Origin of the sequence: Kitasatospora sp. NPDC093806 (assembly GCF_040683335.1) — a bacterium.
Lineage (GTDB): Bacteria > Actinomycetota > Actinomycetes > Streptomycetales > Streptomycetaceae > Kitasatospora.
Window position 1 is genome coordinate 1 of the sequence record NZ_JBFBDO010000066.1, and the last position, 26,985, is coordinate 26,985.

A 26,985-nucleotide genomic window follows, 5' to 3' on the forward strand; every position below is an offset into this window, starting at 1 on the left:
CCGACGGGACCGGCGCGCCCGTCGCCGAGGTGGCCGCGCTGGCGAGCCGCCCGGTGGACCGGGCGCAGCTGCGGGCCGCCGGCCACCGTGAGGGCGAGCGCGTCGGTCCCGGTTGGCGACAGGCGCACCCGCAGCGTGGTCGCGCCGGTGGCGTGCAGGGTGACCCCGTTCCACGCGAACGGCAGCCGCACCTCACCCGGGGCCGCGGCCGGCACCGCGTGCAGGGCTGCGTCCAGCAGGGCGGGGTGAAGGCCGAACCGGGCGGCCGCGTCGTGCTGTTCGAGCGGCAGCCGGACCTCGGCGAACAGCACGTCCGCCTGCCGCCAGAGGGCGTGCAGGCCCTGGAAGGCCGGGCCGTAGCCGAGACCGTCGGCGGCCAGGCGGGGGTAGAGCTCGGTGAGGTCCACCGGCGCCGCGCCGGGCGGGGGCCAGGCGGCGAGGTCCCAGGACGGGCGCTCGGCGCCGGGGGCCAGGACGCCGGTCGCGTGCCGGGTCCACGGCGCGTCGGTGTCGCTGCCGGGGGCGGAGTGGAGGGAGAAGGCGCGGCGGCTGTCCTCGTCCGCCGGGCCGACCCGGAGCCGGAGCCGGACCGGGCCGTCCTCCGGCAGCAACAGCGGTGCCTGGAGAGTCAGTTCGTCGAGGACGTCGCAGCCGGTGTGGTCGCCGGCGTGGAGGGCGAGTTCGACCAGGGCGGTGCCGGGCAGGAGCGCGGTGCCGAAGACGGAGTGGTCGGCGAGCCACGGGTGGGTGGCGGTGGAGACCAGGCCGGTGAGGACCAGCCCGTCGTCCTCCGGGAGTGCCACCAGGGCGCCGAGCAGCGGGTGTTCGGCGGAGTCGAGCCCGGCGGCGCGGACGTCCCCGGTGGACTCGGTGGCGTCGAGCCAGAAGCGCTCGCGCTGGAAGGGGTAGGTCGGGAGGTCGATCGGGGCGCCGCCGCCGGGCAGCAGGGCCGACCAGTCGACCGGGGCGCCGTGGACCTGGGCCTCGGCGAGGGAGGTGAGCAGGCGGTGGAGGCCGCCGTCGTTGCGGCGCAGGGTGCCGGCGGTGAAGACGGGGTCGAGCGCGTCCTGGAGGACCGGGGTGAGGACGGGGTGCGGGCTGGCCTCGATGAAGACGCGGTGGCCGTCGGCGTGCGCGGCGAGCGTCGCGTCCGTGAGCAGGACGGTCTGCCGCAGGTTGGTGTACCAGTAGTCCGCCGTGAGCTTCGTGGTGTCGATGAGTGCGCCGGTGACGGTGGAGTAGAACGGGACAGAGGCTGTCACCGGAGTGATACCGGCTAGCTGTCGGGAGAGGTCTTCGCGGATCGCCTCGACGTGGTGGGTGTGCGAGGCGTAGTCCACGTCGATCCGGCGCGCGCGGATCTCCTGTTCCTCGCAGTGGGCGAGGAGTTCGGTGAGGGCGTCGTCGTCGCCGGCGATGACGGTGCTGGTGGGCCCGTTGTGGGCGGCGATGCCGAGCCGGCCCTGCCAGGGTGCCAGCAGCTCGGTGGTCTGAGCGCGGTCGAGGGGGAGTGAGGCCATGCCGCCGCGTCCGGCGATGGCGAGGATGGCGCGGCTGCGCAGGGCGGCGATCCGTGCCCCGTCTTCCAGGCTGAGCGCTCCGGCGACGGTGGCGGCGGCGATCTCGCCCTGCGAGTGCCCGATGACGGCGGCGGGCTCGATCCCGAACGAGCGCCAGACCTCCGCCAGCGAGACCATCACCGCGAACAGCGCGGGCTGGACGACGTCGACCCGGGTGAGGTCGTCGCCGCCGCGCAGCACCTCGGTCAGCGACCAGTCCACGTGCGGCGCCAGCGCGGCCTCACACTTGGCGATCGATTCCGCGAACACCGGTGAGGCGTACAGGAGTTCGGCGCCCATGCCGATCCACTGCGAGCCCTGGCCGGGGAACACGAACACCGGCCGGTCGAAGCTGCCACTGCCCGACACCACCCCGGGTGCGGCGGTGCCCTCCGCGACGGCCGCGAGGCCGCTCAGCAGCTCGGCCCGGCTCCCGCCGACGACCACCGCGCGCTGCTCGAACACCGACCGGCTCGACGCCAACTCGCCTGCCACCCGGGCCGGTTTCCACTCCGGGTGCGCCTCGACGACGGCCCGCAGCTGCTCGGCCTGGGCGCGCAGCGCCTCCGGCGTCCGGGCGGACAGCACCCAGGGCACGACCGCCGACGGCGCAGCAGCTTCCTCGGGAACCGCCTCGACCTCCGGCGCCTCCTCCAGGATCACGTGCGCGTTGGTCCCGCTGACCCCGAACGAGGACACCGCGGCCCGCCGCGGCCGCCCCGTCCGCGGCCACTCCCGGTTCTCGGTGAGCAACTCGACGGCGCCGGCCGTCCAGTCGACGTGCGGCGTCGGCTCGTCGACGTGCAGGGTGCGCGGCAGTACGCCGTTGCGCATCGCCAGCACCATCTTGATCACCCCGGCCACGCCCGCCGCCGCCTGGGTGTGCCCGATGTTGGACTTCAACGAGCCGAGCAGCAGCGGGCGTTCGGCCGGCCGCTCCTGCCCGTACGTGGCCAGCAGCGCCTGCGCCTCGATCGGGTCGCCCAGCCGGGTGCCGGTGCCGTGCGCCTCCACCGCGTCGATCAGGTCCGGCGACAGCCCGGCCTCGGCGAGGGCCTGCCGGATCACCCGCTGCTGCGAGGGGCCGTTGGGGGCGGAGAGGCTGCTGCTGGCGCCGTCCTGGTTGATCGAGGAGCCGCGCAGTACGGCGAGCACCGGGTGGCCGAGCCGGCGGGCGTCGGAGAGCCGCTCGACCAGCAGCATTCCCGCGCCCTCGCCCCAGGCGGTGCCGTCGGCGGCCGCCGCGAAGGCCTTGCAGCGGCCGTCCCGGGCGAGGCCGCCCTGCCGGCTGAACTCGACGAAGGTGTCGGGCGTGGCCATCACCGTGACGCCGCCGGCCAGCGCCATCGCGCAGTCGCCGCGGCGGACCGCCTGGGCGGCGAGGTGCAGGGTCACCAGGGAGGAGGAACAGGCGGTGTCCACGGTCACCGCCGGGCCCTCCAGCCCGAACGTGTAGGCGATCCGTCCGGACGCGACGCTGCCCGAGGTGCCGGCGCCGAGGAAGCCCGCGACCGACTCGTCCACGGTGCCCAGCCGGGTGCCGTAGTCGTGGTACATCAGCCCGGTGAACACCCCGACCCGGGTGCCGCGCACGGTCGCGGGGGGCAGGCCGGCCCGCTCGAACGCCTCCCAGGCGGTCTCCAGCAGCAGTCGCTGCTGCGGGTCCATGGCCAGCGCCTCGCGCGGGCTGATGTCGAAGAACGCCGGGTCGAACCGGTCGGCCCCGTCGAGGAAGCCGCCCTCCCAGACGTAGGAGGTGCCGGGGCGCAGGCCGTCGGGGTCGTGGAAGTCCTCGGTCCGCCAGCCGCGTTCGGCGGGCGGCGGGCCGACCGCGTCCCGGCCGGCGACCGCCAGCTCCCACAGCTCCTCCGGCGTCCGGACCCCGCCCGGGTAGCGGCAGCTCATGCCGACGATCGCGATCGGCTCGCGGTCGGCCTCCTCCAGTTCGGCCACCCGGCGGCGGGCCTCGCCGAGTTCGGCGGCAGCCCAGCGGAGGTGCTCGCGAAGCTTGTCTTCTTGTGCCACTTGAGCCTGCTCCTCAGCCGGTGCGGGGGTCGACCTGAACGGGGACGGGTACAGCGGGGGCCTCTCGGCGGATGGGTGTCTCAGCCTGCGCGCAACTGGTCGAGCACGTCGAAGAGTTCGTCGTCGGTCGCCGAGGCGAGGTCGGTCCGGTCGGGGCCGTCCCGGTCGTCGCTCCAGCGGGAGAGCAGGTCCTTCAGCCGGTGGGTGATCGCCGTCCGGGCCTGTTCGTCGTCGGTGAAGGGCGTCAGGAACGCCTCCAGCCGGTCGAGTTCGGCGAGCGCCGGGCTCACCGTCGTCGTCTCCTCGGCGCCGAACAGGGTGCAGAGGTGATCGGCCAGGGCCGTCGCGGTGGGATGGTCGAAGACCAGGGTGCCGGTCAGCTGGAGGCCGGTGGCCTCCTCCAGCCGGTCCTGGAGTTCGAGGTTGGCGAGCGAGTCGAAGCCCAGGTCGACGAAGCCCCGGCCGGGGTCGACGTCCTCGGGTCCGGACTCGCTCAGCACGACCGCCGCGTGGGTGCGGACGAGGTCGAGCAGGGCCCGCCGGCGTTCGGGCTCCGGCATCGCCCGCAGGCGCTGCGCGAAACCGGCTGCCGGATCAGCCGCCACCGGGGTGGCGGCCGGAGCCGCGGCGGGGACCGTCCCGGTGGCCGTTCCGGTGACCGGATCCCGCAGCAGCGACGGAACTTGTCCCTGGTCGGCGCGGCCTCGCACCGCTACGAGGTCCAGCCGAATCGGGACGAGCACCGGCTCGTTGATCATCATACGGGCGGTGTCGAAGAGATCAAGGGCTTCCGCCGTGGAAAGATCACCGAACCCCTCGCGGGCCAACTTGGCTGCCTGGGCGCCGTTGAGACGCCCCGTCAGGTCACTCTTCTCGGCCCATGGGCCCCAGGCCAGCGAGAGGCCCGGCAGGCCCTCGGCGCGGCGCCGGTGGGCGAGCGCGTCGAGGAAGGCGTTGGCGGCGGCGTAGTTGGCCTGCCCGGCGGTGCCGAAGGTGCCGGAGGCGGAGGAGAACAGGACGAAGGCGACCGGCCCGCCCTCCTCCTGGCCGAGGCGGGTCAGCTCGTGCAGGTGCCAGGCCGCGTCCACCTTCGGCCGCAGGACGGCGTCGAGCCGCTCGGGGGTCAGCCCGGTCAGCAGGCCGTCGTCGGTGACCCCGGCCGCGTGCACCACCGCCGTCAGCGGGTGGGCGTCGGGCACCGAGCGCAGCAGGCCGGCCAGGGCCGCGCGGTCGGCGGTGTCGCAGGCGGCGACGGTGACCTCGGCGCCCGCGGCGGTCAGTTCCGCGACCAGTCCGGCCGCGCCCGGGGCCTGCGGTCCGCGCCGGCCGGCCAGCAGCAGGTGCCGGGCGCCGTGCGCGACCAGGTGCCGGGCGAGCAGGCCGCCGAGGGTGCCGGTGCCGCCGGTGATCAGGACGGTGCCGTCCGGGTCGAAGGCGGGGACGTCGCCGCTGGGCGGTTCGGCCGCCACCAGGCGCGGGGCCAGGAGGCCGGTGTGACGCAGCGCCAGCTGCGGTTCGTCCGTTGCCAGGGCGAGGGCCCGGGCCAGGTCGGCCTCGGCGGGAGCGGCCTCGGCCCCGTCGAGGTCCAGCAGGCCGAACCGCCTGGGGTGCTCGGACAGGGCCGACCGCAGCAGGCCCCAGACCGCCGCCGAGGCGAGGTCGGGCGCGTCGGTACCGGTGTCGGTGTCGACGGCCTGGGCGCCCCGGGTGACCACGACCAGCCGGGCGGCGGCGAACCGCGGCTCGGCCAGCCAGGACCGCACCAGCGCCAGCGCCTCGGCGGTGGCGGTGTGGACGGCGGCCGGCAGGTCGCCGGCGGTCGGCAGGACGGGCGCGAACACCACCTCCGGCACCGGCGTCGCGGCGGCGGCCGCGGCGGCCAGCGCGGCGAGGTCCGGGTACCGCGCGGCGGCGGCCACCGGCAGGCCGGTCCCCACCACGGCCGTCCGCAGGGCGGCGGGCGCCGGGTCGGTCGGCAGCGGCGTCCAGCGGACCCGCCAGAGCAGCGGGGAACCGGCCGCCTCGCCGGACAGCGGGCGGTCACCGGGCAGCGGCCGGGAGCGCAGGCTCGCGACCGAGGCCACCGGGACCCCCGCCGGGTCGGCCGCCTCCACCGCCACCGACTCCGGACCGGCGGGCGCGAGCCGCACCCGCAGGGCCGTCGCGCCGGTCGCCCGCACCGTGACGCCGTGCCAGGCGAACGGGACCGGCATCGCCCCGCCGTCCTGCGGAGCGGCGGCGGCGTGCGGCGTGGCGGCGGCCCAGGCCTGGAGGGCGGCGTCCAGCAGCGCCGGGTGGAGGCCGTACCGGGTGGCCTCGGCCCGGTCCGCCTCCGCCAGGGCGACCTCGGCGAACACCTCCTCACCGCGGCGCCAGAGCGCGCGCAGCCCGCGGAAGGCGGGGCCGTAGTCGACGCCGAGCCCGGCGAACCGGCGGTACGCCCCGTCGAGGTCGACCGGCTCGGCGCCCGGCGGCGGCCAGGAGACCAGGTCCGCCGAACCGGAAGACCCGTCGGCCGGTCCCTCGCCGGCCACCGTGCCGACGGCGTGCCGGGTCCAGGGGCCGTCCCCCGGCCCGGCCGGGCGGGAGGACAGCTCCACCGGGCGGCGGCCGGACCCGTCCGGGGAACCGACGGTCAGCCTGATCCGGACCCCGGTCTCCGGGGCGGCGGCGCGGTCGGGGAGCTCCAGCGGGGCGTGCAGGGTCAGTTCGTCGAGGTGCGCGCAGCCCGCCCGGGCGCCCGCCCAGCGGACCAGCTCGACCACGGCGGTGCCGGGCAGCAGCACCCGCCCGTGCACGGTGTGGTCGCCGAGCCAGGGCAGCTCGCGCGGCGACAGCCGGCCGGTGAACAGCAGCCCGCCGTCGCCCGGGAGTTCCACCACGGCCTGGAGCAGCGGGTGGTCGGCCGGGGCGAGCCCGGCCGCCGCCACGTCCGGGACGGCCGGCCCGTCCTCCAGCCAGTAGCGGCGGCGCTGGAACGGGTAGGTGGGGAGGTCGAGGTCGCCCGCCGGGGCGGTCGGCAGCGCCGCCGACCAGTCGGCCGGCCCGCCGTGGACGTACAGCTCGGCGAGCGCGCGGAGCAGTGCGTCACCGTCACCGGCCGCGCCACCGACCACCCGGACCTCGTCGGGACGGTCGATGCCGTCCGCGATCGGCAGGTCCGGCTCGGACCCGAGGAGGACGTACCGGCCGTGGCCGCGCGCCAGCAGCTCGCGCACCGCCCCGTCCCGGTCGCCCGTCAGCAGCGGCACCCGGGCGCCGGACGGGTCGAACGGCCCGCCGGACAGGGCCGCGCGCGCCCCCTCCGCCAGGGAGAGCGCCCCCGCGACACAGGCCCCGGCGACCGCGCCCCCGCCCGGCGCCACCACGGCGTCCGGGGCCACTCCGTGCCCCTGCCACCATCCGGCGAGGGCCACCAGCACCGCCCAGCGCACCGCCCGGCCGACCTCCGGAAGCTCGGGGTCGGGGGTACCCGCGTCACCGCGCAGCACCTGGGTGGCGGACCAGCCGGCGGCCTCGACGAGCGCCGCGTCGCACGCGGCCAGCCGCTCGGCGAACAGCGGCGAGGAATCCAGCAGCCGCCGTGCCAGGTCGGTCCGGTCGAGCCGTTCCGGCAGGACGAACACCACCCGGGCGTCCCCACGGGCGACGCCCCGGACCAGCCCGGGCAGCGGCTCGCCCGCCGCCAGCGCGGCCAGGCCCGCCCGGAACCCGGCCGGGTCCGACCCGAGCAGCACGGCCCGGTGCTCGAACGCCGCCCGGGTGCGCGCCAGCGCCCCGCCCACCTCGGCGGCGGACCAGCCGGGGTGTCCGTCCAGGTGGTCCAGCAGCCGTGCGGCCTGCGCGCGCAGCGCGGCCTCGGTCCGGCCGGAGAGCACCCACGGAAGGGTCGCCCCGGCGGCCGGTCCGGCCACGCTCCCCGAAGCTTCCGCAGCCTCCTCGGCGGCCTCCAGCACCAGGTGCGCGTTGGTCCCGCTCACCCCGAAGGAGGACACCCCGGCCCGGCGCGGCCGCCCGGTCGCCGGCCACGGCCGGGCGGCCGCCAGCGGCGACACCGCCCCCGCGTCCCAGTCCACCAGCGGATTGACGCCGTCGAGGTGCAGCGTGCGCGGCAGTACGCCGTGCCGCATCGCCAGCACCGTCTTGATCACGCCCGCCACGCCCGCCGCCGCCTGCGCGTGGCCGATGTTGGACTTCACCGAACCCAGCCACAGCGGCTCCGCGCCGGCCCGGTCCTGCCCGTAGGTGGCGAGCAGCGCCTGGGCCTCGATCGGGTCGCCGAGCGTCGTCCCGGTGCCGTGCGCCTCCACCGCGTCCACGTCCCGCGCCGCCAGCCCGGCGTTCTCCAGCGCCTGCCGGATCACCCGCTGCTGCGCGGGCCCGCTCGGCGCCGTCAGCCCGCTGCTGGCGCCGTCCTGGTTGACCGCGCTGCCCCGGATCACCGCCAGCACCCGGCGGCCGTTGCGCCGGGCGTCCGAGAGCCGCTCCAGCAGCAGCATCCCGACGCCCTCGCCGAGGGCCGTCCCGTCCGCCCCGGCCGAGAACGGCTTGCACCGCGCGTCGGGGGCCAGGCCCCGCTGGCGGCTGAACTCGACCAGCGCCATCGGCGAGGCCATCACCGTCACACCGCCGGCCAGCGCCAGCGAGCACTCCCCGCCGCGCAGCGCCTGCGCCGCCTGGTGCAGCGCCACCAGCGAGGAGGAGCACGCGGTGTCGAGGGTCACCGCCGGGCCCTCCAGCCCGAGGGTGTACGCGACCCGGCCGGAGGCGACGCTGGCGGTGCTGCCGTTGCCGACGTAGCCCTCGAACTCGCCCGGGACCCGCCGCAGCCGCGCCGCGTAGTCCTGGTAGATCACCCCGGCGAAGACGCCCGTCCGGCTGCCGCGCACCGACCCCGGGTCGATGCCCGCCCGCTCGAACGCCTCCCAGGCGGTCTCCAGCAGCAGCCGCTGCTGCGGGTCGGTGGCCAGCGCCTCGCGGGCGCCCATGCCGAAGAACGCCGGGTCGAAGTCGGCCGCGTCGTGCAGGAACCCGCCCTCGCGGACGTACACCGAGCCGTGGCGCGCCGGGTCGGCGTCGTACAGGTCCTCGTCCCAGCCGCGGTCGGTCGGGAACGGCGAGATCACGTCCCGCTCCTCGGCCACCACCCGCCACAGGTCCTCCGGGGAGGCGACCCCGCCGGGGTAGCGGCAGGCCATGCCGATGATCGCGATCGGCTCGCGGGCCCCGTCCTCCACCTCCTGCAGGCGCCGTCGCGTCCTGCGCAGGTCGACGGTCAGCCGCTTGAGCGCGTCGAGGACCTTCTCGTCACTCGTCATCCCGCTGTGCGCCTCTCTGTTCAACGACGTGCTCGACGGCTGTGTCCGGTCACCTGACTCGGCGGGCGCGGTCACGCGTCCCCCAGTTCGCTGTCGACGATGTCGAGCAGCTCGTCGAGCGTGGCGCCCGCGAACTCCTCGTCCTCGTCGGCGAGTTCGGGAGCCTGCTCGGCCTGCTGCGGTGCGTGCAGCTGCGCCGCCAGCCCGCGCAGCCGGGCGGCCAGCCGCTCGCGCGCCGCGCCGTCCCCGGCGGCGAGGTCACGCAGACCGGCCTCCAGCCCGTCCAGGTTGAGGCCGAGGTCGAGGGCGGCCGCCGGCGGCGCGGGCCGCTCCTGCGGCCGGAGCAGCTCGCCCAGGTGCGCGGCGACGGCGGCCGGCGTCGGGTGGTCGAAGACCAGCGTCGCCGGCAGGCGCAGCCCCGTGGCGGAGGTCAGCCGGTTGCGCAGCTCCACCGCGCGCAGCGAGTCGAACCCGGACTCCAGGAAGCCGCGCCCGGTGCCGACCGCCTCCACCGAGGCGTGCCCGAGCACCGCCGCCACCTGGGAGCGCACCAACTCGACCAGCGCGTGCGACCGTTCGGCCGCCGTCAGGCCGTCCAGTGACAGCCCGGCACCGGCCTCGGCCGCGCCGGCCGCCGCGGCCGCCCGCCGGGGCGCCGCGCCGAGCAGCGTCCGCAGCAGCGGCTGCAGCTGCCCCGACCCGCCCTCGCGCAGCGCGGGCAGGTCCAGCCGGACCGGCAGCACCAGCGGCCGCTCCTGGCCGAGCGCCGAGTCGAACAGCGCCAGCCCGGCCGCCGTGGACATCGGGAGCACGCCCGAGCGCCGCATCCGCGCCCGGTCCGCCTCGCTCAGGCCGCCGGTCATCGTGCTGGCCGCCGACCACAGCCCCCACGCCATCGACACACCGGGCAGGCCCAGCGCCCGCCGGTGCGCGGCCAGGCCGTCCAGATAGGCGTTGGCGGCGGCGTAGTTGGCCTGCCCGGCGTTGCCGAGCACCCCGCCCGCGGCCGAGAACAGCACGAACATCGCCGGCTTGGCGTTCAGCGTCAGCTGGTGCAGGTTCCAGGCGGCGTCCGCCTTCGGCCGCAGCACGGCCCTGGCCCGCTCCGGGGTGAGCGAGGCGAGCGTGCCGTCGTCCAGCACCCCGGCCGCGTGCACCACACCGGTCAGCGGGTGGTCCGCCGGGACGGCCGCGAGCACCGCCGCCAGCGCGCCCCGGTCCGCCGCGTCGCACGAGACGACCGTCACCTCGGCGCCCGCCGCGGCCAGTTCGTCCCGCAGCTCCGCCGCGCCCTCGGCGGCGAGCCCCTGCCGGCTGAGCAGCAGCAGGTGCCGGACCCGGTGGGCGTCCACCAGGTGCCGGGCCACCAGGGCGCCCAGCGTGCCGGTCCCGCCGGTGATCAGCACCGTGCCCGCCGGCTCCAGCGCCGGAGCGGCGGACGCCTCGGCCGGGTGCAGCCGCGCCAGCCGGGGCACCAGGACCCGCCCGGCCCGGACCACGTACTGCGGCTCGGCGCCGTCCAGCACGGCCGCCGGCACCGCGGACCCGTCGGCCCGCGGGCCGTCGAGGTCCACCAGGACGAACCGGCCCGGGTGTTCGGCCTGCGCGGAGCGCACCGCGCCCCAGACGGCGGCCGCGGCGAGGTCCGGCGAACCGGCCGGCTCGACGGTGCCGACACCGCCGCCGGTGCCGCTGGTGTCCACCGCGCCGCCGGTCGCCAGCACCAGCTTGGCGGCACCGAACCGGTCGTCGCCCACCCAGGACTGGAGCAGCGACAGCGCCCGCTCCACCGCCACCCCGGCGGCCTCCGCCGACAGGGTGTCCGCGCCGGCCTCCGCCGTCCACGGCACCACGACGGCCTCCGGCACCGGCGCGCCCGCGCCGATCGCCTCGGCGAGCGCGGCCAGGCCCGGGTGCGCGGCCTCGCCGGAGGCCAGCACCACGTGCCGGGCCGGGTCCACGGTCGGACGGCCGGCCGGCGCGTCCGACCCGAGCTCGTGCCAGGTCAGCTGGAACAGCGAGTCGGCGGCGGCCCGCTGCGAAGCCGAGCCCGAAGCCGAGCCGAGCTGCGCCCGGGAGACCGGCCGGACGGCGAGCGAGTCGACCGTGGCCACCGGCAGACCGGCCGGGTCGGCCACCGCCAGCGACATCCCGTCCGGGCCGGTCGGCGTCAGCCGCACCCGCAGCGCCGTCGCGCCGGTGGCGTGCAGGGTGACCCCGCTCCACGCGAACGGCAGCCGCACCTGCTCCGCGCCGTCGATCAGCGTGGTGTGCAGGGCCGCGTCCAGCAGCGCGGGGTGAACACCGAACCGGGCCGCGTCGGCGAGTTGCTCCTGCGGGAGCCGGACCTCGCCGTACACCTCGTCGCCGAGCCGCCAGGCGGCGTGCAGGCCCCGGAACGCCGGGCCGTAGCCGAGCCCGTCCTCGGCGAGCCGGCCGTAGAGCCCGTCGAGCTCGACCGGCACGGCCCCGGCCGGGGGCCAGACCGGGCCGGTCGTCCACCCGGCGGGCTCGGTGGCCCCGGCCGGGGTGACGGTGCCGGTCGCGTGGCAGATCCAGGCGTCGGCGGCCTCGGCGCCGTCGGCGGCGGAGTGGATGGTGACCGGGCGGCGGCCGGTGTCGTCCGGCGCGCCCACGCGGACCTGGAGGCGGACGCCCTGCCGGTCCGGGAGGACCAGCGGCGCCTGGAGGGTCAGCTCCTCGACGTCCCCGCAGCCGGCCCGGCGGGCGGCGTGCAGGGCGAGTTCGACGAGGGAGGTGCCGGGGGCGAGGACGGTGTCCCAGACGGCGTGGTCGGCCAGCCAGGGGTGGGTGGTGACCGAGATCCGGCCGGTGAACAGCATGCCCCCGTCGTCGGGCAGCGGGACGGCGGCGACGAGCAGCGGGTGCTCGGCCGAGTCCAGCCCGGCGGTGCGCGGGTTGCCGGTCGCGGGCGCGGTGAGCCAGAAGCGCTCGCGCTGGAAGGGGTAGGTGGGGAGGTCGATCGGGGCGCCGCCGCCGGGGAGGAGGGACGACCAGTCGACCGGCGCCCCGTGGCGGTGGGCCTCCGCGACGGAGGTGAGCAGCCGGTGGAGGCCGCCGTCGTTGCGGCGCAGGGTCCCGGTGGTGAACACGCCGTCGAGGGTCTCCTCGACGGCCGGGGTGAGGACGGGGTGCGGGCTGGCCTCGACGAAGACGCGGTGGCCGTCGGCGTGGGCGGCGCGGGTGGTGTCGGTGAGCAGGACGGTCTGGCGCAGGTTGGTGTACCAGTAGTCGGCGGTGAGCTTCGTGGTGTCGATGAGTGCGCCGGTGACGGTGGAGTAGAACGGGACAGAGGCTGTCACCGGAGTGATACCGCTTAGCTGTTGGGAGAGGTCTTCGCGGATCGCCTCGACGTGGTGGGTGTGGGAGGCGTAGTCGACGTCGATCCGACGCGCCCGGATCTCCTGCTCCTCGCAGTGGGCGAGGAGTTCGGCCATCGCGTCCTGGTCGCCGGCGACGACGGTGCTGGTGGGCCCGTTGTGGGCGGCGATGCCGAGGCGGCCGTCCCAGTTCGCCAGCAGCGCGGCGGCATCGTCGTGACTCAGCGGGAGAGAGGCCATGCCGCCGCGTCCGGCGATCGCCAGGATCGCCCGGCTGCGCAGCGCCGCGATCCGTGCCCCGTCCTCCAGCGTCAGAGCGCCGGCGACGGTGGCCGCGGCGATCTCGCCCTGCGAGTGGCCGATGACGGCGGCGGGCTCGATGCCGAACGAGCGCCAGACCTCGGCCAGCGAGACCATCACCGCGAAGAGTGCGGGCTGGACGACGTCGACCCGGATGAGGTCGTCGCCCCCGCGCAGCACCTCGGTCAGCGACCAGTCGACGTGCGGCGCCAGCGCGGCCTCACAGCGGGCGATCGACTCCGCGAACACCGGTGAGGCGTCCAGGAGTTCGGCGCCCATGCCGATCCACTGCGAGCCCTGCCCGGGGAACACGAACACCGGCCGGTCGAAGTCACCGCCACCGATGCCCGTGCCTTCCGCGACGGCCGCGAGTCCGCTCAGCAGCTCGGCCCGGCTCTCGCCGACGACCACCGCGCGCTGCTCGAAGACCGCCCGGCCGGACGCCAACGCGCCCGCCACCCGGGTCGGTTCCCACTCGGGGTGCGCCTCGACGGCGGCCCGCAGCTGCTCGGCCTGGGCGCGCAGGGCGTCCGGCGTCCGGGCGGACAGCACCCAGGGCACGACCGCCGACGGCGCGGGAGCTTCCTCGGGAGCCGTCTCGACCTCCGGCGCCTCCTCCAGGATCAGGTGCGCGTTGGTCCCGCTGATCCCGAAGGCCGAGATGCCCGCCCGACGCGGTCGCCCGTCCTCCTGCGGCCACTCCCGGGCCTCGGTGAGCAGTTCGATCGCACCGGAGGACCAGTCGACGTGCGAGGTGGGCTCGCTGACGTGCAAGGTGCGCGGCAGGACCTCGTTGCGCAGCGCGAGCACCATCTTGATCACGCCGGCGACCCCGGCGGTCGCCTGGGTGTGCCCGAGATTGGACTTCAACGCGCCCAGTCGCAGCGGCCGTTCGGCGTCCCGGTCCTTCCCGTAGGTGGCCAGCAGCGCCTGTGCCTCGATCGGGTCGCCCAGCCGGGTGCCGGTGCCGTGAGCCTCGACCACGTCCACATCGGCGGCGGTGAGCCGGGCGTCGGCGAGCGCGGCGCGGATGACCCGCTGCTGGGACGGCCCGTTCGGCGCGGCCAGCCCGTTGGAGGCGCCGTCCTGGTTGAGCGCGGATCCGCGCACCACGGCGAGGACCTGGTGTCCGTTGCGTCGGGCGTCGGAGAGCCGCTCCAGCAGCACCACGCCGACGCCCTCGGAGAGGCCGAAGCCGTCCGCGTCGTCGGAGAAGGCCTTGCAGCGGCCGGTCTCCGACAGTGCGCCCATCCGGTCGAAGCCGATGAACGAGTCGGGCGTCGCCATCACCACCGTGCCGCCCGCGACGGCCATCGAGCACTCGTCGGCCCGCAGCGCCCGGGTGGCCAGATGCAGGGCGACCAGGGACGAGGAGCACGCCGTGTCCACCGTGATCGCCGGGCCCTCCAGGCCGAAGGCGTAGGCGAGCCGGCCCGAGATGACGCTGGTGACGGCGCCGGTGATGACGTAGTCCTCGATGGCGGCCGAGGCGTCGACCGAACGGACGCCGTAGCCCTGCTGCATGGCGCCGATGAAGGTGCCGGTCCGGCTGCCGCGCAGGGACGCAGGGTCGAGGCCGGCCCGCTCGAAGGCCTCCCAGGAGGTTTCCAGCAGCAGCCGCTGCTGCGGGTCCATCGCCAGCGCCTCGCGCGGCGAGATCCCGAAGAAGCCGGCGTCGAAGCCGTCCACGTCCCGGAGGAAGCCGCCCTGCTGGCCGAGGACGGTGTCCAGGTCCCAGCCGCGGTCACCGGGCATGTCGGAGACGGCGTCGCCGTCCGTGGCGAGCAGCCGCCAGAGGTCCTCCGGCGTCGCCACGTCCCCCGGGAACCGGCAGGCCATGCCGACGATCGCGATCGCCTCGTCGTCCGCCGCCGCGGCCGTCGGCCCGGCCGGGGCGGCCACCTCGACCTCGCCCAACTCCAGCACGTCACGCCGCAGTTGGGCGACCAGAGCGGACGGCGTCGGGTAGTCGAAGACCAGCGTCGCGGGCAGCCGCAGGCCGGTGGCGGACGCCAGCCGGTTGCGCAGCTCGACCGCCGTCAGCGACTCGAAGCCCAGCTCCTTGAAGGCCCGGTCGGGGCGGATGCCGTCCGGCGCGCTGTGCCCCAGCACCGCGACCGCGTGCGTGGTGACCAGCTCGGTGAGCACGCGCAGCTGGTCCGGCTCGGACAGCTCCGCCAGCGACCGCCGGAGCTCCGACCCGGAGCCGGCCGACTCGGCCGCCGACCGGGCCGCCGTCTCGGTCGCGGACGCCAGCACGGCGCGTGCCTCGGGGATCCCGGTGAGCAGCGGGCTCGGTCGCACGGCGGTGAACAGCGGGACGAAGCGCTCCCAGTCGATCTCGGCCACCGCGACGAAGGCGTCGTCGTGGTCCAGTACCTGCTGGAGCGCGGCGATCGCCAGCTCGGGGTCCATCAGCGGGAGACCCTGCCCGCGCACCCGCCGCCGGGTCCGCTCGACGTCCACGTCGCCGAGGTTCTTCCAGGTGTTGACGGCGTCCTCCCAGACGCCCCAGGCCACCGACACCACCGGCAGACCGGCGGCCCGGCCCTGCTCGGCCAGGGCGTCGAGCGCCGCGTTGGCGGCCGCGTAGGCGGCGTGGTCGCCGCTGCCCCAGAAGGCGGCGATCGAGGAGAACAGCACAAAGGCGTCCAGCTCGGCCGGGTCGAGCAGCTCGGCGAGGTACCGGGCGCCGTCGACCTTGGCGGCCAGCACCTGGTCGAGGCTGTCCAGCGTGGTCCCGGTGACGGAGGTCAGCTCGATGAACGCGGCCGTGTGCAGGACGGCCCGCACCGTGTGGCCGTCCGCCCGCAGCCGGTCCAGCAGCCCGGCCACCGCCGCGCGGTCGGCCACGTCGCAGGCGGCCACCGTGACGGCCACGCCGCGCTGCTCCAGGTCGGCGGCCAGCTCCGCGGCGCCCGGCGCGGCCGGGCCCGAACGGCTCGCCAGCGCCAGGTGCTCGGCGCCGTTGTCGGCCAGCCAGCGGGCGAGCCGGGGACCGAGGCTCCCGGTGCCGCCGGTGACCAGCACCGTGCCGCGCGGCCGCCAGGCCCGGACCGGCCGGGCGTCGCCGAGCGGCGCGTGCACCATCCGGCGCGCGAACAGTCCGGCCGCCCGAACGGCCAGCTGGTCCTCCTCGGCGGACCCCGCCAGTACCTGGGCCAGTCGGCCGACCGCCCGTTCATCGGGCTCCGCCGGCAGGTCGACCAGGCCGCCCCAGAGCTGGGAGTGCTCCAGCGCGACCACGCGGCCGAGACCCCACAGCTGGGCCTGCACCGGATCCGCGGGGCTGTCGGCCGGCCCGGCGGCCACGGCGCCGCGCGTGACGCACCACAGCGGCGCCCGCAGGCCGAGCTCGGCCAAGGCCTGGACCAGCGTCAGGGTGAGCGCGACGCCGCTCGTCAGGGTCTGCCGCTCGGGGTGGCGGCGGTCGTCCAGCCCGAGGAACGACAGCACGCCGGCGGGCTCGCCGTTGCCGTTGCCGTTGCCGTCGCCGTCGCTGTCGCTGTCGCCGAGCAGCTCGCGCAGCTGCGCGGCCAGGACGTCCCGGTCCGCGTCGGCGGCGTCCGCCTCCAGCAGCACGGGCCGCGCGCCGCGCAGACCGAGCAGCCGGACGGCCTCGGTGACCCAGGCGTCCTCGGCATGACCGGCGGGGACGACGACCAGCCAGGTGCCGGTGAGCGAGGACGCGGTGCCCCCGGGCACGGGCTGCCAGGAGATCCGGTACCGCCAGTCGTCCACCGTCGAGCGGTCACGGCTCTGCCGGTGCCACGAGGAGAGCGCGGGCAGCAGGACGTCCAGCGACCGCCGCCGCTCGTCGTCGTCCACCTGGAGAGTGGCCGCCACGGCGGCGACGTCCTGCTCCTCCACGGCCTCCCAGAAGCTCGCGTCCGCCGCGCTGGTCGCCGGCGGACCGGCGGGCGCGGAGGTGGCCGCTTCCATGATCCACAGGTGCTTGCGTTGGAAGGGGTAGGTGGGGAGGTCGGGGTGGGTGCCGGGGTGGAGGTGGGGGGTCCAGTCGACGGGGTGGCCGTGGGTGTGGAGGTGGGCGAGGGAGGTGAGGAGGCGGGTCCAGGTGCCGTCGTTGCGGCGGAGGGTGCCGGTGGTGAGGACCGGGTCGAGGGTGTCGTCGATGGCCGGGGTGAGGACGGGGTGGGGGCTGGTCTCGACGTAGACGTGGTGGCCGTCGTCGTGGGCGGCCCGGAGCGTGTCGGTGAGGAGGACGGGCTGGCGCAGGTTGGTGTACCAGTAGTCCGCCGTGAGCTTCGTGGTGTCGATCAGGGCACCGGTGACGGTGGAGTAGAACGGCACGGTCGCGGGGCGGGGAGCGATCCCGGCCAGCTTCTCCGCCAGCTCGGTGCGGATGGCTTCGACGTGGTGGGTGTGGGAGGCGTAGTCGACGTCGATCCGGCGGGCGCGGATCTCCTGTTCCTCGCAGTGGGCGAGGAGTTCGGTGAGGGCGTCGTCGTCGCCGGCGATGACGGTGCTGGTGGGCCCGTTGTGGGCGGCGATGCCGAGGCGTCCGTCCCAGGGCGCCAGCAGTTCGGTGGTCTGAGCGCGGTCGAGGGGGAGTGAGGCCATGCCGCCGCGTCCGGCGATCGCCAGGATCGCCCGGCTGCGCAGGGCGGCGATGCGGGCCCCGTCCTCCAGGGTGAGCGCTCCCGCGACAGTGGCGGCGGCGATCTCGCCCTGGGAGTGCCCGATGACGGCGGCGGGCTGAATCCCGAGCGAGCGCCAGACCTCGGCCAGCGACACCATGACGGCGAACAGCGCGGGCTGGACGACGTCGACGCGGGTGAGGTCGTCGCCGCCGCGCAGCACCTCGGTCAGCGACCAGTCCACGTGCGGCGCGAGCGCGGCCTCGCAGCGGGCGATGGAGTCGGCGAACACCGGTGAGGTGTCCAGGAGTTCGGCGCCCATCCCGATCCACTGCGAGCCCTGCCCGGGGAAGACGAACACGGGCCGCTCGAACGTCCCGGCGGGGGTGCCGGGGTTGGGGTCGTCGGCGAGCGCGGTGAGGTGGGCGCGGAGTTCCTGCGGAGTGCTGCCCAGCGCGACGGCGCGGTGGTCGTGGGTGGTGCGGGCGGTCAGGAGGGTGTGTCCGACGGCGCGCAGGTCGGCGTCGGGGTGCCGGTCGAGGTAGGCGGCCAGCCGTCCGGCGTGCTCGCGCAGCGCCTCGGGGGTGCGTGCCGAGAGCACCCACGGCACCACGGCCGACGGCGGCGCAGCGACCGAGGGCTCAGCCTCGTCGACCTCCGGGGCCTCCTCCAAGATCACGTGCGCGTTCGTCCCACTGATCCCGAACGAGGACACCGCCGCCCGCCGGGTCCGCTCGCCCGCCGGCCACGGCCGCTCCTCGGTGAGCAGCTCGATCGCCCCGGAGGACCAGTCGACGTGCGGGCTCGGCGCGTCCACGTGCAGGGTGCGCGGCAGCACACCGTGCCGCATCGCCATCACCATCTTGATCACACCGGCCACACCCGCCGCCGCCTGGGTGTGCCCGATGTTGGACTTCAACGACCCCAGCAGCAGCGGCCGTTCGGCCTCCCGCGACTGCCCGTACGTCGCCAGCACCGCCTGCGCCTCGATCGGGTCGCCGAGCCGGGTGCCGGTGCCGTGCGCCTCCACCGCGTCCACGTCCTCGGCGGCAAGCCGGGCGTTCTTCAGCGCGTCCCGGATCGCCCGCTGCTGGGCCGGCCCGTTCGGGGCGGAGAAGCCGCTGCTGCTGCCGTCCTGGTTGATCGCCGAACCGCGCACCACGGCCATTACCCGGTGGCCGTTGCGCCGGGCGTCCGACAGCCGCTCTAGCAGCAGGATGCCCACGCCCTCCGACCAGCCGGTCCCGTCCGCCGAGGCGGCGAAGGCGCGGCAGCGGCCGTCGGGGGAGAGCGCGCGCTGGCGGCTGAACTCGACGAAGCCGGTCGGCCCGGTCATCACGGTGACGCCGCCGACCAGGGCCAGCGTGCACTCGCCGTTGCGCAGCGACTGCCCCGCGAGGTGCAGGGCGACCAGCGAGGAAGAGCACGCGGTGTCCACCGTCACCGCCGGGCCCTCCAGGCCCAGGGTGTAGGCGACCCGCCCGGACACCACGCTGCCGAGGCTGCCCGTCATCAGGTAGCCCTCAAGGTCGTCGGGGGTCTCGCGCAGGCCGGCGGCGTAGTCCTGGTGCATCACGCCGGCGAACACGCCGGTCCGGCTGCCGCGCACCGAGGCGGGGTCGATGCCGGCCTGTTCGAAGGCCTCCCATGAGGTCTCCAGCAGCAGCCGCTGCTGCGGGTGCATGGCCACGGCCTCGCGCGGCGAGATGCCGAAGAAGTCCGGGTCGAACAGCGGGGCCTCGTGCAGGAAGCCGCCGCCCCGGGTGTACGTCTTGCCGATCGCCTCGGGGTCGGGGTCGTACAGCGCGTCCAGGTCCCAGCCGCGGTCGGTCGGGAACGGGGTGATCGCGTCGGTGCCGCTCGCGACCAGCTGCCAGAGCTCCTCGGGAGAGGCGACGCCGCCGGGGTAGCGGCAGGCCATGCCGACGATGGCGATCGGGTCGGTGGCCGCGGCGGTCAGCTTCCGGTTCTGCTGCCGCAGCAGCTCGGCCTCCTTGAGGGAGGCTCGCAGCGCCTTGACGACTTCTTCACTGGATGCGGTCATCGCGAACTCCGAAACTCGGTGCCGTAGTGGGGGGACGCGTCGTGATCAGTTGCCACCGAGGGCCATGCGGACGAGGCTGTCCAGGTCCATCGTGTCGAGTGCGTTGCCGGTCTCCGGCTCGTCGGTGTCCGCCGCCGGTTCGCCGGTGGTGTCCGCGAGTCGGAGGAGGGTGCGGACGAGTCCGGCCTCCTGGAAGCGGGCCAGCGGGATCGCGGCCAGGGCCTGCCGGAACTCGCCCTCCTCGACCTCGTCGGCCTCGCCGGGCTCCGGTTCGGCCGCCGTCCGGTCCGCCGGGAACGCCTCGTGCTCCAGGTGGCGGGCCACGGCGGCCGGGGTCGGGTGGTCGAAGATCAGGGTGGCGGGCAGCCGGGTGCCGGTCTCCCGGCCGAGCCGGTTGCGCAGTTCGAGCGCGGTGAGGGAGTCAAGACCGAGGTCGAGGAACCCGCGGTCGGGGTCGACCCGGTCCGGGGAGGCGTAGCCGAGGACGGCCGCCACCTCGGTCCGGACCAGGTCGAGCAGGGCGCGGCCGCGCTCCGCCGGCTCCAGTCCGGCGAGCCGCTGCCCGAGCGTCACGGTCTGTGGTGCGGCGGCCGTGTGGCGTCGCGGTGCCCGGACCAGGCCGCCGAGCAGCGGCGGAACCTCGGCCTGGGCCCGCAGGGCCGCGGTGTCCAGGCGGGCGGGGACCAGCACCGCGCGGTCGGTCCGCAGCGCCGCGTCGAAGAGCGCGAGGCCCTGGTCGGTCGGGAGGCCGGCCAGGCCGGTGCGGCCCAGCCGGCGGAGGTCGGCCTCGGCGAGGTGGCCGGTCATGCCGCCGGCCTCGGCCCACAGGCCCCAGGCCAGGGCGTGCGCGGGCAGGCCGTCCGCCCGGCGCCGCTGCGCGAGGGCGTCCAGGAAGGCGTTGGCCGCCGCGTAGCTCGACTGGCCGGCCTGGCCGAGGACACCGGCGGCGGAGGAGAAGAGGACGAAGGCGCGCAGGTCGTCGCCGCGGGTCAGCTCGTGCAGGTGCCAGGCCGCGTCGACCTTGGGCCGCAGCACCGTCGCCACCCGGTCGGGGGTGAGGGCGGTGAGCACGCCGTCGTCCAGGACGCCCGCCGTGTGGACCACGCCGGTCAGCGGCTGCTCGGCGGGCACCGCGGCGAGGACGGCGGCGAGCGCGTCCCGGTCGGCGGTGTCGCACGCGGTGACGGTCACCGTGGCGCCCGCCGCGGTGAGTTCGTCCCGCAGGTCCGCCGCGCCCTCGGCGGCGAGGCCCTGCCGGCTGACCAGCAGCAGGTGCCGGACGCCGTGGCGGGTCACCAGGTGGCGGGCGAACAGGCCGCCCAGCAGTCCGGTGCCGCCGGTCACCAGCACGGTGCCGGTCGGGCCGAACGGGTCCGTCGCCTCCGTGGCCTCGGACGACCCCGGCACGGCGGTCGCCAGCCGGGCGGCCGACACCCGGCCCGCCCGGACGGCCAGCTGGGGCTCCGCCGAGGAGAGCGCCCGGACCAGCGCCGGCCAGGAGTCGGGGTGCTCGTCGACGTCGGCCAGCACCAGGCGGCCGGGGTTCTCCGACTGTGCGGACCGGACCAGGCCCCAGAGCGGGGCGTGGACGAGGTCCGTGACCTCCTCCGCCGGATCGACGGCCACCGCACCCCGGGTGAGCAGCACGAGCCGGGAGCCGGCGAACCGCTCCTCGGTGAGCCAGGCCTGCAGGAGCGCCAGCGCGCGCCCGGCCGCCGCGTGGACGAGCGGGGCATTCACACCGGTGGTGGGCGGGAAGGCCGCCACCACCGTGGCCGGCGGCGGAGTCGGGACGGCGAGCAGGTCCTCCGGCCGGGCGTACCCGGCGTCGTCGGTCGGGAGGAGCAGCGGCGCGGGCCCGTCGGCCGGGCCGGAGTGGGCGGGCAGCGGAGCCCAGTCCACCTGGTAGAGCGAGCCCTGTCGGCCGTGGGCGGCGGCGCTGAACTGCTCGGGGGTGACCGGACGGAGCGTCAGCGAGCCGACCGAGACCACCGGTCGGCCGCTCTCGTCGGTCGCCGAGAGGGCGACGGTGTCCGGCCCGGTGGGCGTGAGCCGCACGCGCAGGGCGGTGGCCGCCGTGGCGTGGACGGCGACGTCGGACCAGGAGAACGGCAGCCGGACGCCGTCGGAGCCCTCCAGCAGGCAGGCGTGCAGGGCCGCGTCCAGCAGGGCGGGGTGGAGGCCGAAGCCGTCGTCGTGGCGGTCGGACGGCAGGACGACCTCGGCGAGGATCTCGTCCCCGCGCCGGCCGACGGCCCGCAGGCCCTGGAACGCCGGGCCGTAGTCGAAGCCGACCGCGGCCAGCCGGTCGTAGAGCGTCCCGGCCGGGTCGAGCGTCGCCGGCCAGGCGTCCGCCGGGGCGGCGGGAGCCGGGTCCGCCGCCGCCAGGACACCGGTCGCGTGCCTGGTCCAGCGGGCCTCGGCGTCGCTGCCGGGGGCGGAGTGGATGGTGACCGGACGGCGGCCGCTGTCGTCCGGCGCGCCCACGCGGACCTGGAGGCGGACGGCCTGCCGCTCGGGGAGGGTGAGCGGGGCCTCCAGCGTCAGCTCGTCGAGGTGTGCGCAGCCGACCAGGTCCCCGGCGTGCAGGGCGAGTTCGACGAGGGAGGTGCCGGGGGCGAGGACGGTGTCCCAGACGGCGTGGTCGGCCAGCCAGGGGTGGGTGGCGGTGGAGACCAGGCCGGTGAGGACGAGCTCGTCCTCGTCGGCGAGCGGCAGCACCGCGCCGAGCAGCGGGTGTTCGGCGGAGTCGAGGCCGGTGGTGCGGACATCCCCGGTGGGCGTGGGGGCGTCGAGCCAGAAGCGCTCGCGCTGGAAGGGGTAGGTGGGGAGGTCGATCGGGGTGCCGCCGTCGGGCAGGAGGGCCTGCCAGTCGACGGGGGCGCCGTGGAGGTGGGCCTCGGCGAGGGAGGTGAACAGGCGGTGGAGGCCGCCGTCGTTGCGGCGCAGGGTCCCGGTGGTGAACACGCCGTCGAGGGTCTCCTCGACGGCCGGGGTGAGGACGGGGTGCGGGGTGGCCTCGACGAAGACGCGGTGGCCGTCGGCGTGCGCGGCGAGCAGCGCGTCCGTGAGCAGGACGGTCTGCCGCAGATTGGTGTACCAGTAGTCGGCGGTGAGGCTCGTCGTGTCGATCGGGGCGCCGGTGACGGTCGAGTAGAACGGCACGGCGGCGGCCCGGGGAGCGATCCCGGCCAGCCGCTCCGCGAGATCGGCGCGGATGGCCTCGACGTGGTGGGTGTGCGAGGCGTAGTCGACGTCGATCCGACGGGCCCGGATCTCCTGCTCCTCGCAGCGGGCGAGGAGCTCCGCGACCGCGTCCTGGTCGCCCGCGATGACGGTCAGCGTCGGACCGTTGTGCGCGGCGATCCCGATCCGGCCCTGCCAGGGCTCCAGCAGCTCGGTGGTCCGGGTGCGGTCGAGCGGAAGGGAGGCCATGGCACCGCGTCCGGCGATCGCCAGGATCGCCCGGCTGCGCAGGGCGGCGATCCGCGCCCCGTCCTCCAACGTCAAAGCGCCGGCGACGGTGGCGGCGGCGATCTCGCCCTGGGAGTGGCCGATGACGGCGGCGGGCTCGATGCCGAAGGAACGCCAGACCTCGGCCAGCGAGACCATCACCGCGAAGAGTGCGGGCTGGACGACGTCGACGCGGGTGAGGTCGTCGCCCCCGCGCAGCACCTCGGTCAGCGACCAGTCGACGTGCGGGGCCAGCGCGGCCTCGCAGCGGGCGATCGACTCGGCGAACACCGGTGAGGCGTCCAGGAGTTCGGCGCCCATGCCGATCCACTGCGAGCCCTGCCCGGGGAAGACGAACACCGGCCGGTCGAAGTCACCGCCACCGACGCCCGTGCCTTCCGCGACGGCCGCGAGGCCGCTCAGCAGCTCGGCCCGGCTCTCGCCGACGACCACCGCGCGCTGCTCGAAGACCGCCCGGCCGGACGCCAACGCGCCCGCCACCCGGGCCGGTTCCCACTCGGGGTGCGCCTCCACGGCGGCCCGCAGCTGCTCGGCCTGCGCCCGCAGGGCGTCCGGTGTCCGCGCGGACAGCACCCAGGGCACGACCGCCGACGGCGCGGGAGCTTCCTCGGGAGCCGTCTCGACCTCCGGCGCCTCCTCCAGGATCAGGTGCGCATTGGTCCCGCTGATCCCGAACGAGGAGACGGCGGCCCGCCGGGTCCGCTCCCCGGCCGGCCACTTCTGCGCCTCCGTCAGCAGCTCGACCGCACCCGTCGACCAGTCGACGTGCGGCGTCGGCTCGTCCGCGTGCAGGGTGCGCGGCAGGACGCCGTTGCGCAGCGCCATCACCATCTTGATCACCCCGGCCACGCCGGCCGCGGCCTGGGTGTGCCCGATGTTGGACTTCAACGACCCCAGCCGGAGCGGCCGTTCGGCGTCCCGCCCCTGGCCGTACGTGGCCAGCAGCGCCTCCGCCTCGATCGGGTCGCCCAGCCGGGTCCCGGTGCCGTGCGCCTCCACCGCGTCGACCTCGGCGGCCGACAGCCCGGCCTCGGCGAGGGCGGTCCGGATCACCCGCTGCTGGGCCAGACCGTTCGGCGCGGACAGCCCGTTGGAGGCGCCGTCCTGGTTGACCGCCGAGCCGCGCACCACCGCGAGGATTCGGTGCCCGAGCCGCCGGGCGTCCGAGAGCCGCTCCAGCAGCACCACACCGACGCCCTCGCCCCAGCCGGTCCCGTCCGCCGTGGCGCCGAAGGCCTTGCAGCGGCCGTCGGGGGAGAGGCCGCGCTGGCGGCTGAACTCCACGAACATGCCGGGCAGGGACATCACGGCCGCCCCGCCGGCGAGCGCCGTCGAGCACTCGCCCCGGCGCAGCGACTGGCAGGCCAGGTGCAGAGCGACCAGCGAGGAGGAGCACGCCGTGTCGACCGTGATCGCCGGGCCCTCAAGCCCGTACGCGTAGGCCAGCCGCCCGGAGAGGACGCTCACCGTGGTGCCGGTGAGGACGTGCCCCTCGACGAGGCCGTTCGCCTCGTGCATGCGGGTGCCGTAGTCCTGCGTCATCGCGCCGACGTAGACGCCGGTCCGGGTGCCGCGCAGCGAGTCCGGGGTGATGCCGGCGCGCTCGAAGGCCTCCCAGGAGGTCTCCAGCAGCAGCCGCTGCTGCGGCTCCATCGCCAGCGCCTCGCGCGGCGAGATGCCGAAGAACGCCGGGTCGAAGCCGTCGGCGTCGTGCAGGAAGCCGCCCTCGCGGACGTAGCTGCGGCCGCCGCGGGCGGGGTCGGCGTCGTACAGCGCGTCGAGGTCCCAGCCGCGGTTGTCGGGGAACGGGGAGATGGCGTCCCGGCCGTCCGCGACCAGCTGCCACAGGTCCTCGGGGCTTCGGACCTCGCCGGGGAACCGGCAGGCCATCGCGACGATCGCGATCGGCTCCTGCGGGTCGACCGTCCCCGCCTCCTCCACATCCGCGTCCGAGACGGGCGCCCCGGTCAGCCGGGCGAGCAGGTAGGCCTTGAGGGCCTGCGGTGACGGGCGGTCGAAGAGCAGCGTGAGCGGCAGCGGCAGGCCGGTCGCCGTCATCAGCCGGTTGCGCAGCTCGACGGCCATCGCCGAGTCGAAGCCGAGCTCGCGGAACGGGCGGTCGTCGGCGGCCCCGGCGGCCGAGGGGCCGCGCAGCGCCGCGACCCCGGCCCGCACTAGCTCGTCGACCCACCGGCGCTGTTCGGCCTCGGACCGGTCGGCCACCGCGGCGGCGGCGCCGGGACGGTCGGCGTCCGGACCCGTGGCGGCACCGAACGGGTAGGTCGGCAGCGGGACGCGCCGGGCGCCGTCCCCGCCGAGGACGGCCGTCCAGTCCGGCGCGGCCCCCCGGACGTGCAGCTCGGCGAGCGAGGCGAGCAGCCGGTCCGCCCCGCCCTGGTCGCGGCGCAGGGTGCCGACGACGGCGGCCTCGCCCGTCAGGCCCGTGTCGTCCAGCGTCTCCTGCAGCCCCCCGAGCAGGCCCGGGTGCGGGCTGACCTCCAGGAACAGCCGGTGCCCGTCGGCCAGCAGCGCGCGGGTGGCGTCCTCGAACCGGATCTCACTGGTGATGTTGCGGACCCAGTACGCGGCGTCGAGTGCCGACGGGGCCAGCAGCCCGCCGGTGAGCGAGGAGTAGAACGGCACGGTGGCGGCCTGCGGGCGGACGGCGGCGAGGCCGTCGAGGACGAGCTCGCGGTCGAGACGCAGCCCGGGCGAGTGAGCGGGGAGGCCGTTGCTCAGCCGCCGTGCCCGGACGCCCTCGGCGGCCAGCTCGGCGAGCAGCTCGTCGACGGCCTCCCGGTCGCCGGAGAACAGGGCGGAGCGCGGGCCGTTGGTCCCGGCCACGACCAGCCCGGACCGGCCGGCCAGCCGCGCCGCCAGCTCCTCGCGGGGCAGCAGGACGGAGGCCAGGTCGCCCTGACCGGCCGCGGCGGCCTGCGCCCGGCTCCACAGCGCGACCACCTTGGCGGCGTCGTCCAGGCTGAGCGCACCGGCGACGTGGGCGGCCGCGATCTCACCGAGGCTGGCGCCCACCACGGCGGCGGGCGTGACGCCGCAGGCGCGCCACAGCGCCGCCAGCGAGACCATCACGGCGAACAGGACCGGCTGGACGACGTCCACCGCCACCGGGGCGGGCGCGCCCGGCGCGCCGCGCAGCACCTCGGTCAGCGACCACGGCACGTGCGGCGAGAGCGCGGCCTCGCAGGCCTCCAGCTGCTCGCGGAACGGCTCCGAGGACTCCAGCAGTTCGAGCGCCATGCCCTGCCACTGCGTCCCCTGGCCGGGGAAGACGAACACCGGCCCGGGCCGCCCGCCGCCCACTGTGTCACCGAGCACCGCGCCGCCGCGCACCAGCGCCGGGTCGAACGCGCCCTCGGCGAGCGCGCGCAGGCCGCGCAGGGCGTCCTCACGGTCCTCGGCGACCAGGACGGCGCGCTGCTCGAACGCCGTCCTGGTCGCGGCCAGTGAGTAGCCGACATCGGCGAGTCGGAGCGCCGGGTCGGCCTCCCACCGCTCGTGCAGCGCCCGCGCCTGGGCGCGCAGGGCGGCGTCGCTGCGGGCGGAGAGGAGCAGCGGGGTCCGGGCGGTGGCGAGCGGCGGCCGGGCGGCGGGCCGGGTGGCGGCGGCGGCCGGGGGAGCGGCGGCACCGGTCGGCTCGGCTCCCAGCAGTTGGAGGACGCCGGAGCTGCCGGAGCTGCCATGCTTTCCGGTCTCGCGCTGGGCGTTCTCGCCACGGGTGACCACACCGTGGATCCGGTCCCCGTCGCGCTGCGCCTCCGGCAGCCGTCGCAGCACCGCGAGGACGGTCTCGCCGTCCCCGACGAGGGCGAGGTCGCACTCGCCCCGCCGCAGGCTCGCTGCCGCCGCGTCGACGGCCACCCGCAGGCCCGGGTCCGCCGCGTCGACGGCCACCCGCGGGCCGTGGAGGTCCAGGACGTCGGCGAGCCGCTCCGCCGAGCGCTGCTGCGACGGTGCGGCGAGGAACACCCCCGCACGACCACCGTCGCCGCTCAGCGTGGCGGGGACGATCCCGGCGTCCTCCAGCGCGCTCCAGGCGAGTTCCAGCAGGTGCCAGTCCGCGGGGCCGAACCCGGCGGACCGGGCGGCCGGCACCCCGAAGAACGCGGCGCCGCCGTCGGGGCCGGTGTGGCCCGGCTGGTCGTTTCCGGCGGCGGGCGTCGGGCCGGAGAGTCCGACGACGGCGACCTGGGCGTCCTCACAACTCGTCTGGGGCACTGCGTACTCGGCCTTCCTCGTGGTCTCGATCTGCTGCCCGGTCTGCCGGAGCAGACGACGACGGGGGCATGACGCTCAGGGCGGCCGTCG

The 26,985-nt window shown here is 76.4% G+C and carries 4 protein-coding genes; all 4 read right to left on the minus strand.

All coding sequences use genetic code 11. The features are described from left to right. A partial coding sequence (locus AB0N76_RS26280) for a type I polyketide synthase (protein ID WP_363560972.1) occupies positions 1 to 3,584 on the minus strand: 3,584 nt, incomplete at its 3' end. An 80-nt stretch (positions 3,585 to 3,664) separates the two neighbouring features. Beyond that, positions 3,665 to 8,902: an SDR family NAD(P)-dependent oxidoreductase gene (locus AB0N76_RS26285; RefSeq protein ID WP_363560974.1), complete on the minus strand. Its 5,238-nt coding sequence runs from the start codon at positions 8,900 to 8,902 to the stop codon at positions 3,665 to 3,667. A 71-nt stretch (positions 8,903 to 8,973) separates the two neighbouring features. Continuing rightward, a complete protein-coding gene (locus AB0N76_RS26290) occupies positions 8,974 to 19,185 on the minus strand; it encodes a type I polyketide synthase (RefSeq protein WP_363560976.1) in 10,212 nt (3,403 codons plus the stop codon). A 45-nt stretch (positions 19,186 to 19,230) separates the two neighbouring features. After that, positions 19,231 to 26,895 carry an SDR family NAD(P)-dependent oxidoreductase gene (locus AB0N76_RS26295; protein ID WP_363560978.1) on the minus strand — a complete coding sequence of 2,555 codons (7,665 nt, stop codon included), beginning with the start codon at positions 26,893 to 26,895 and terminating at the stop codon, positions 19,231 to 19,233. Positions 26,896 to 26,985: the final 90 nt, after the last annotated feature.

Coding starts and splice junctions, on each gene's coding strand:
- AB0N76_RS26285 (WP_363560974.1), bottom strand. CDS start 8,902: ATGACGAGTGACGAGAAGGTCCTCGACGCGCTCAAGCGGCTGACCGTC.
- AB0N76_RS26290 (WP_363560976.1), bottom strand. CDS start 19,185: ATGACCGCATCCAGTGAAGAAGTCGTCAAGGCGCTGCGAGCCTCCCTC.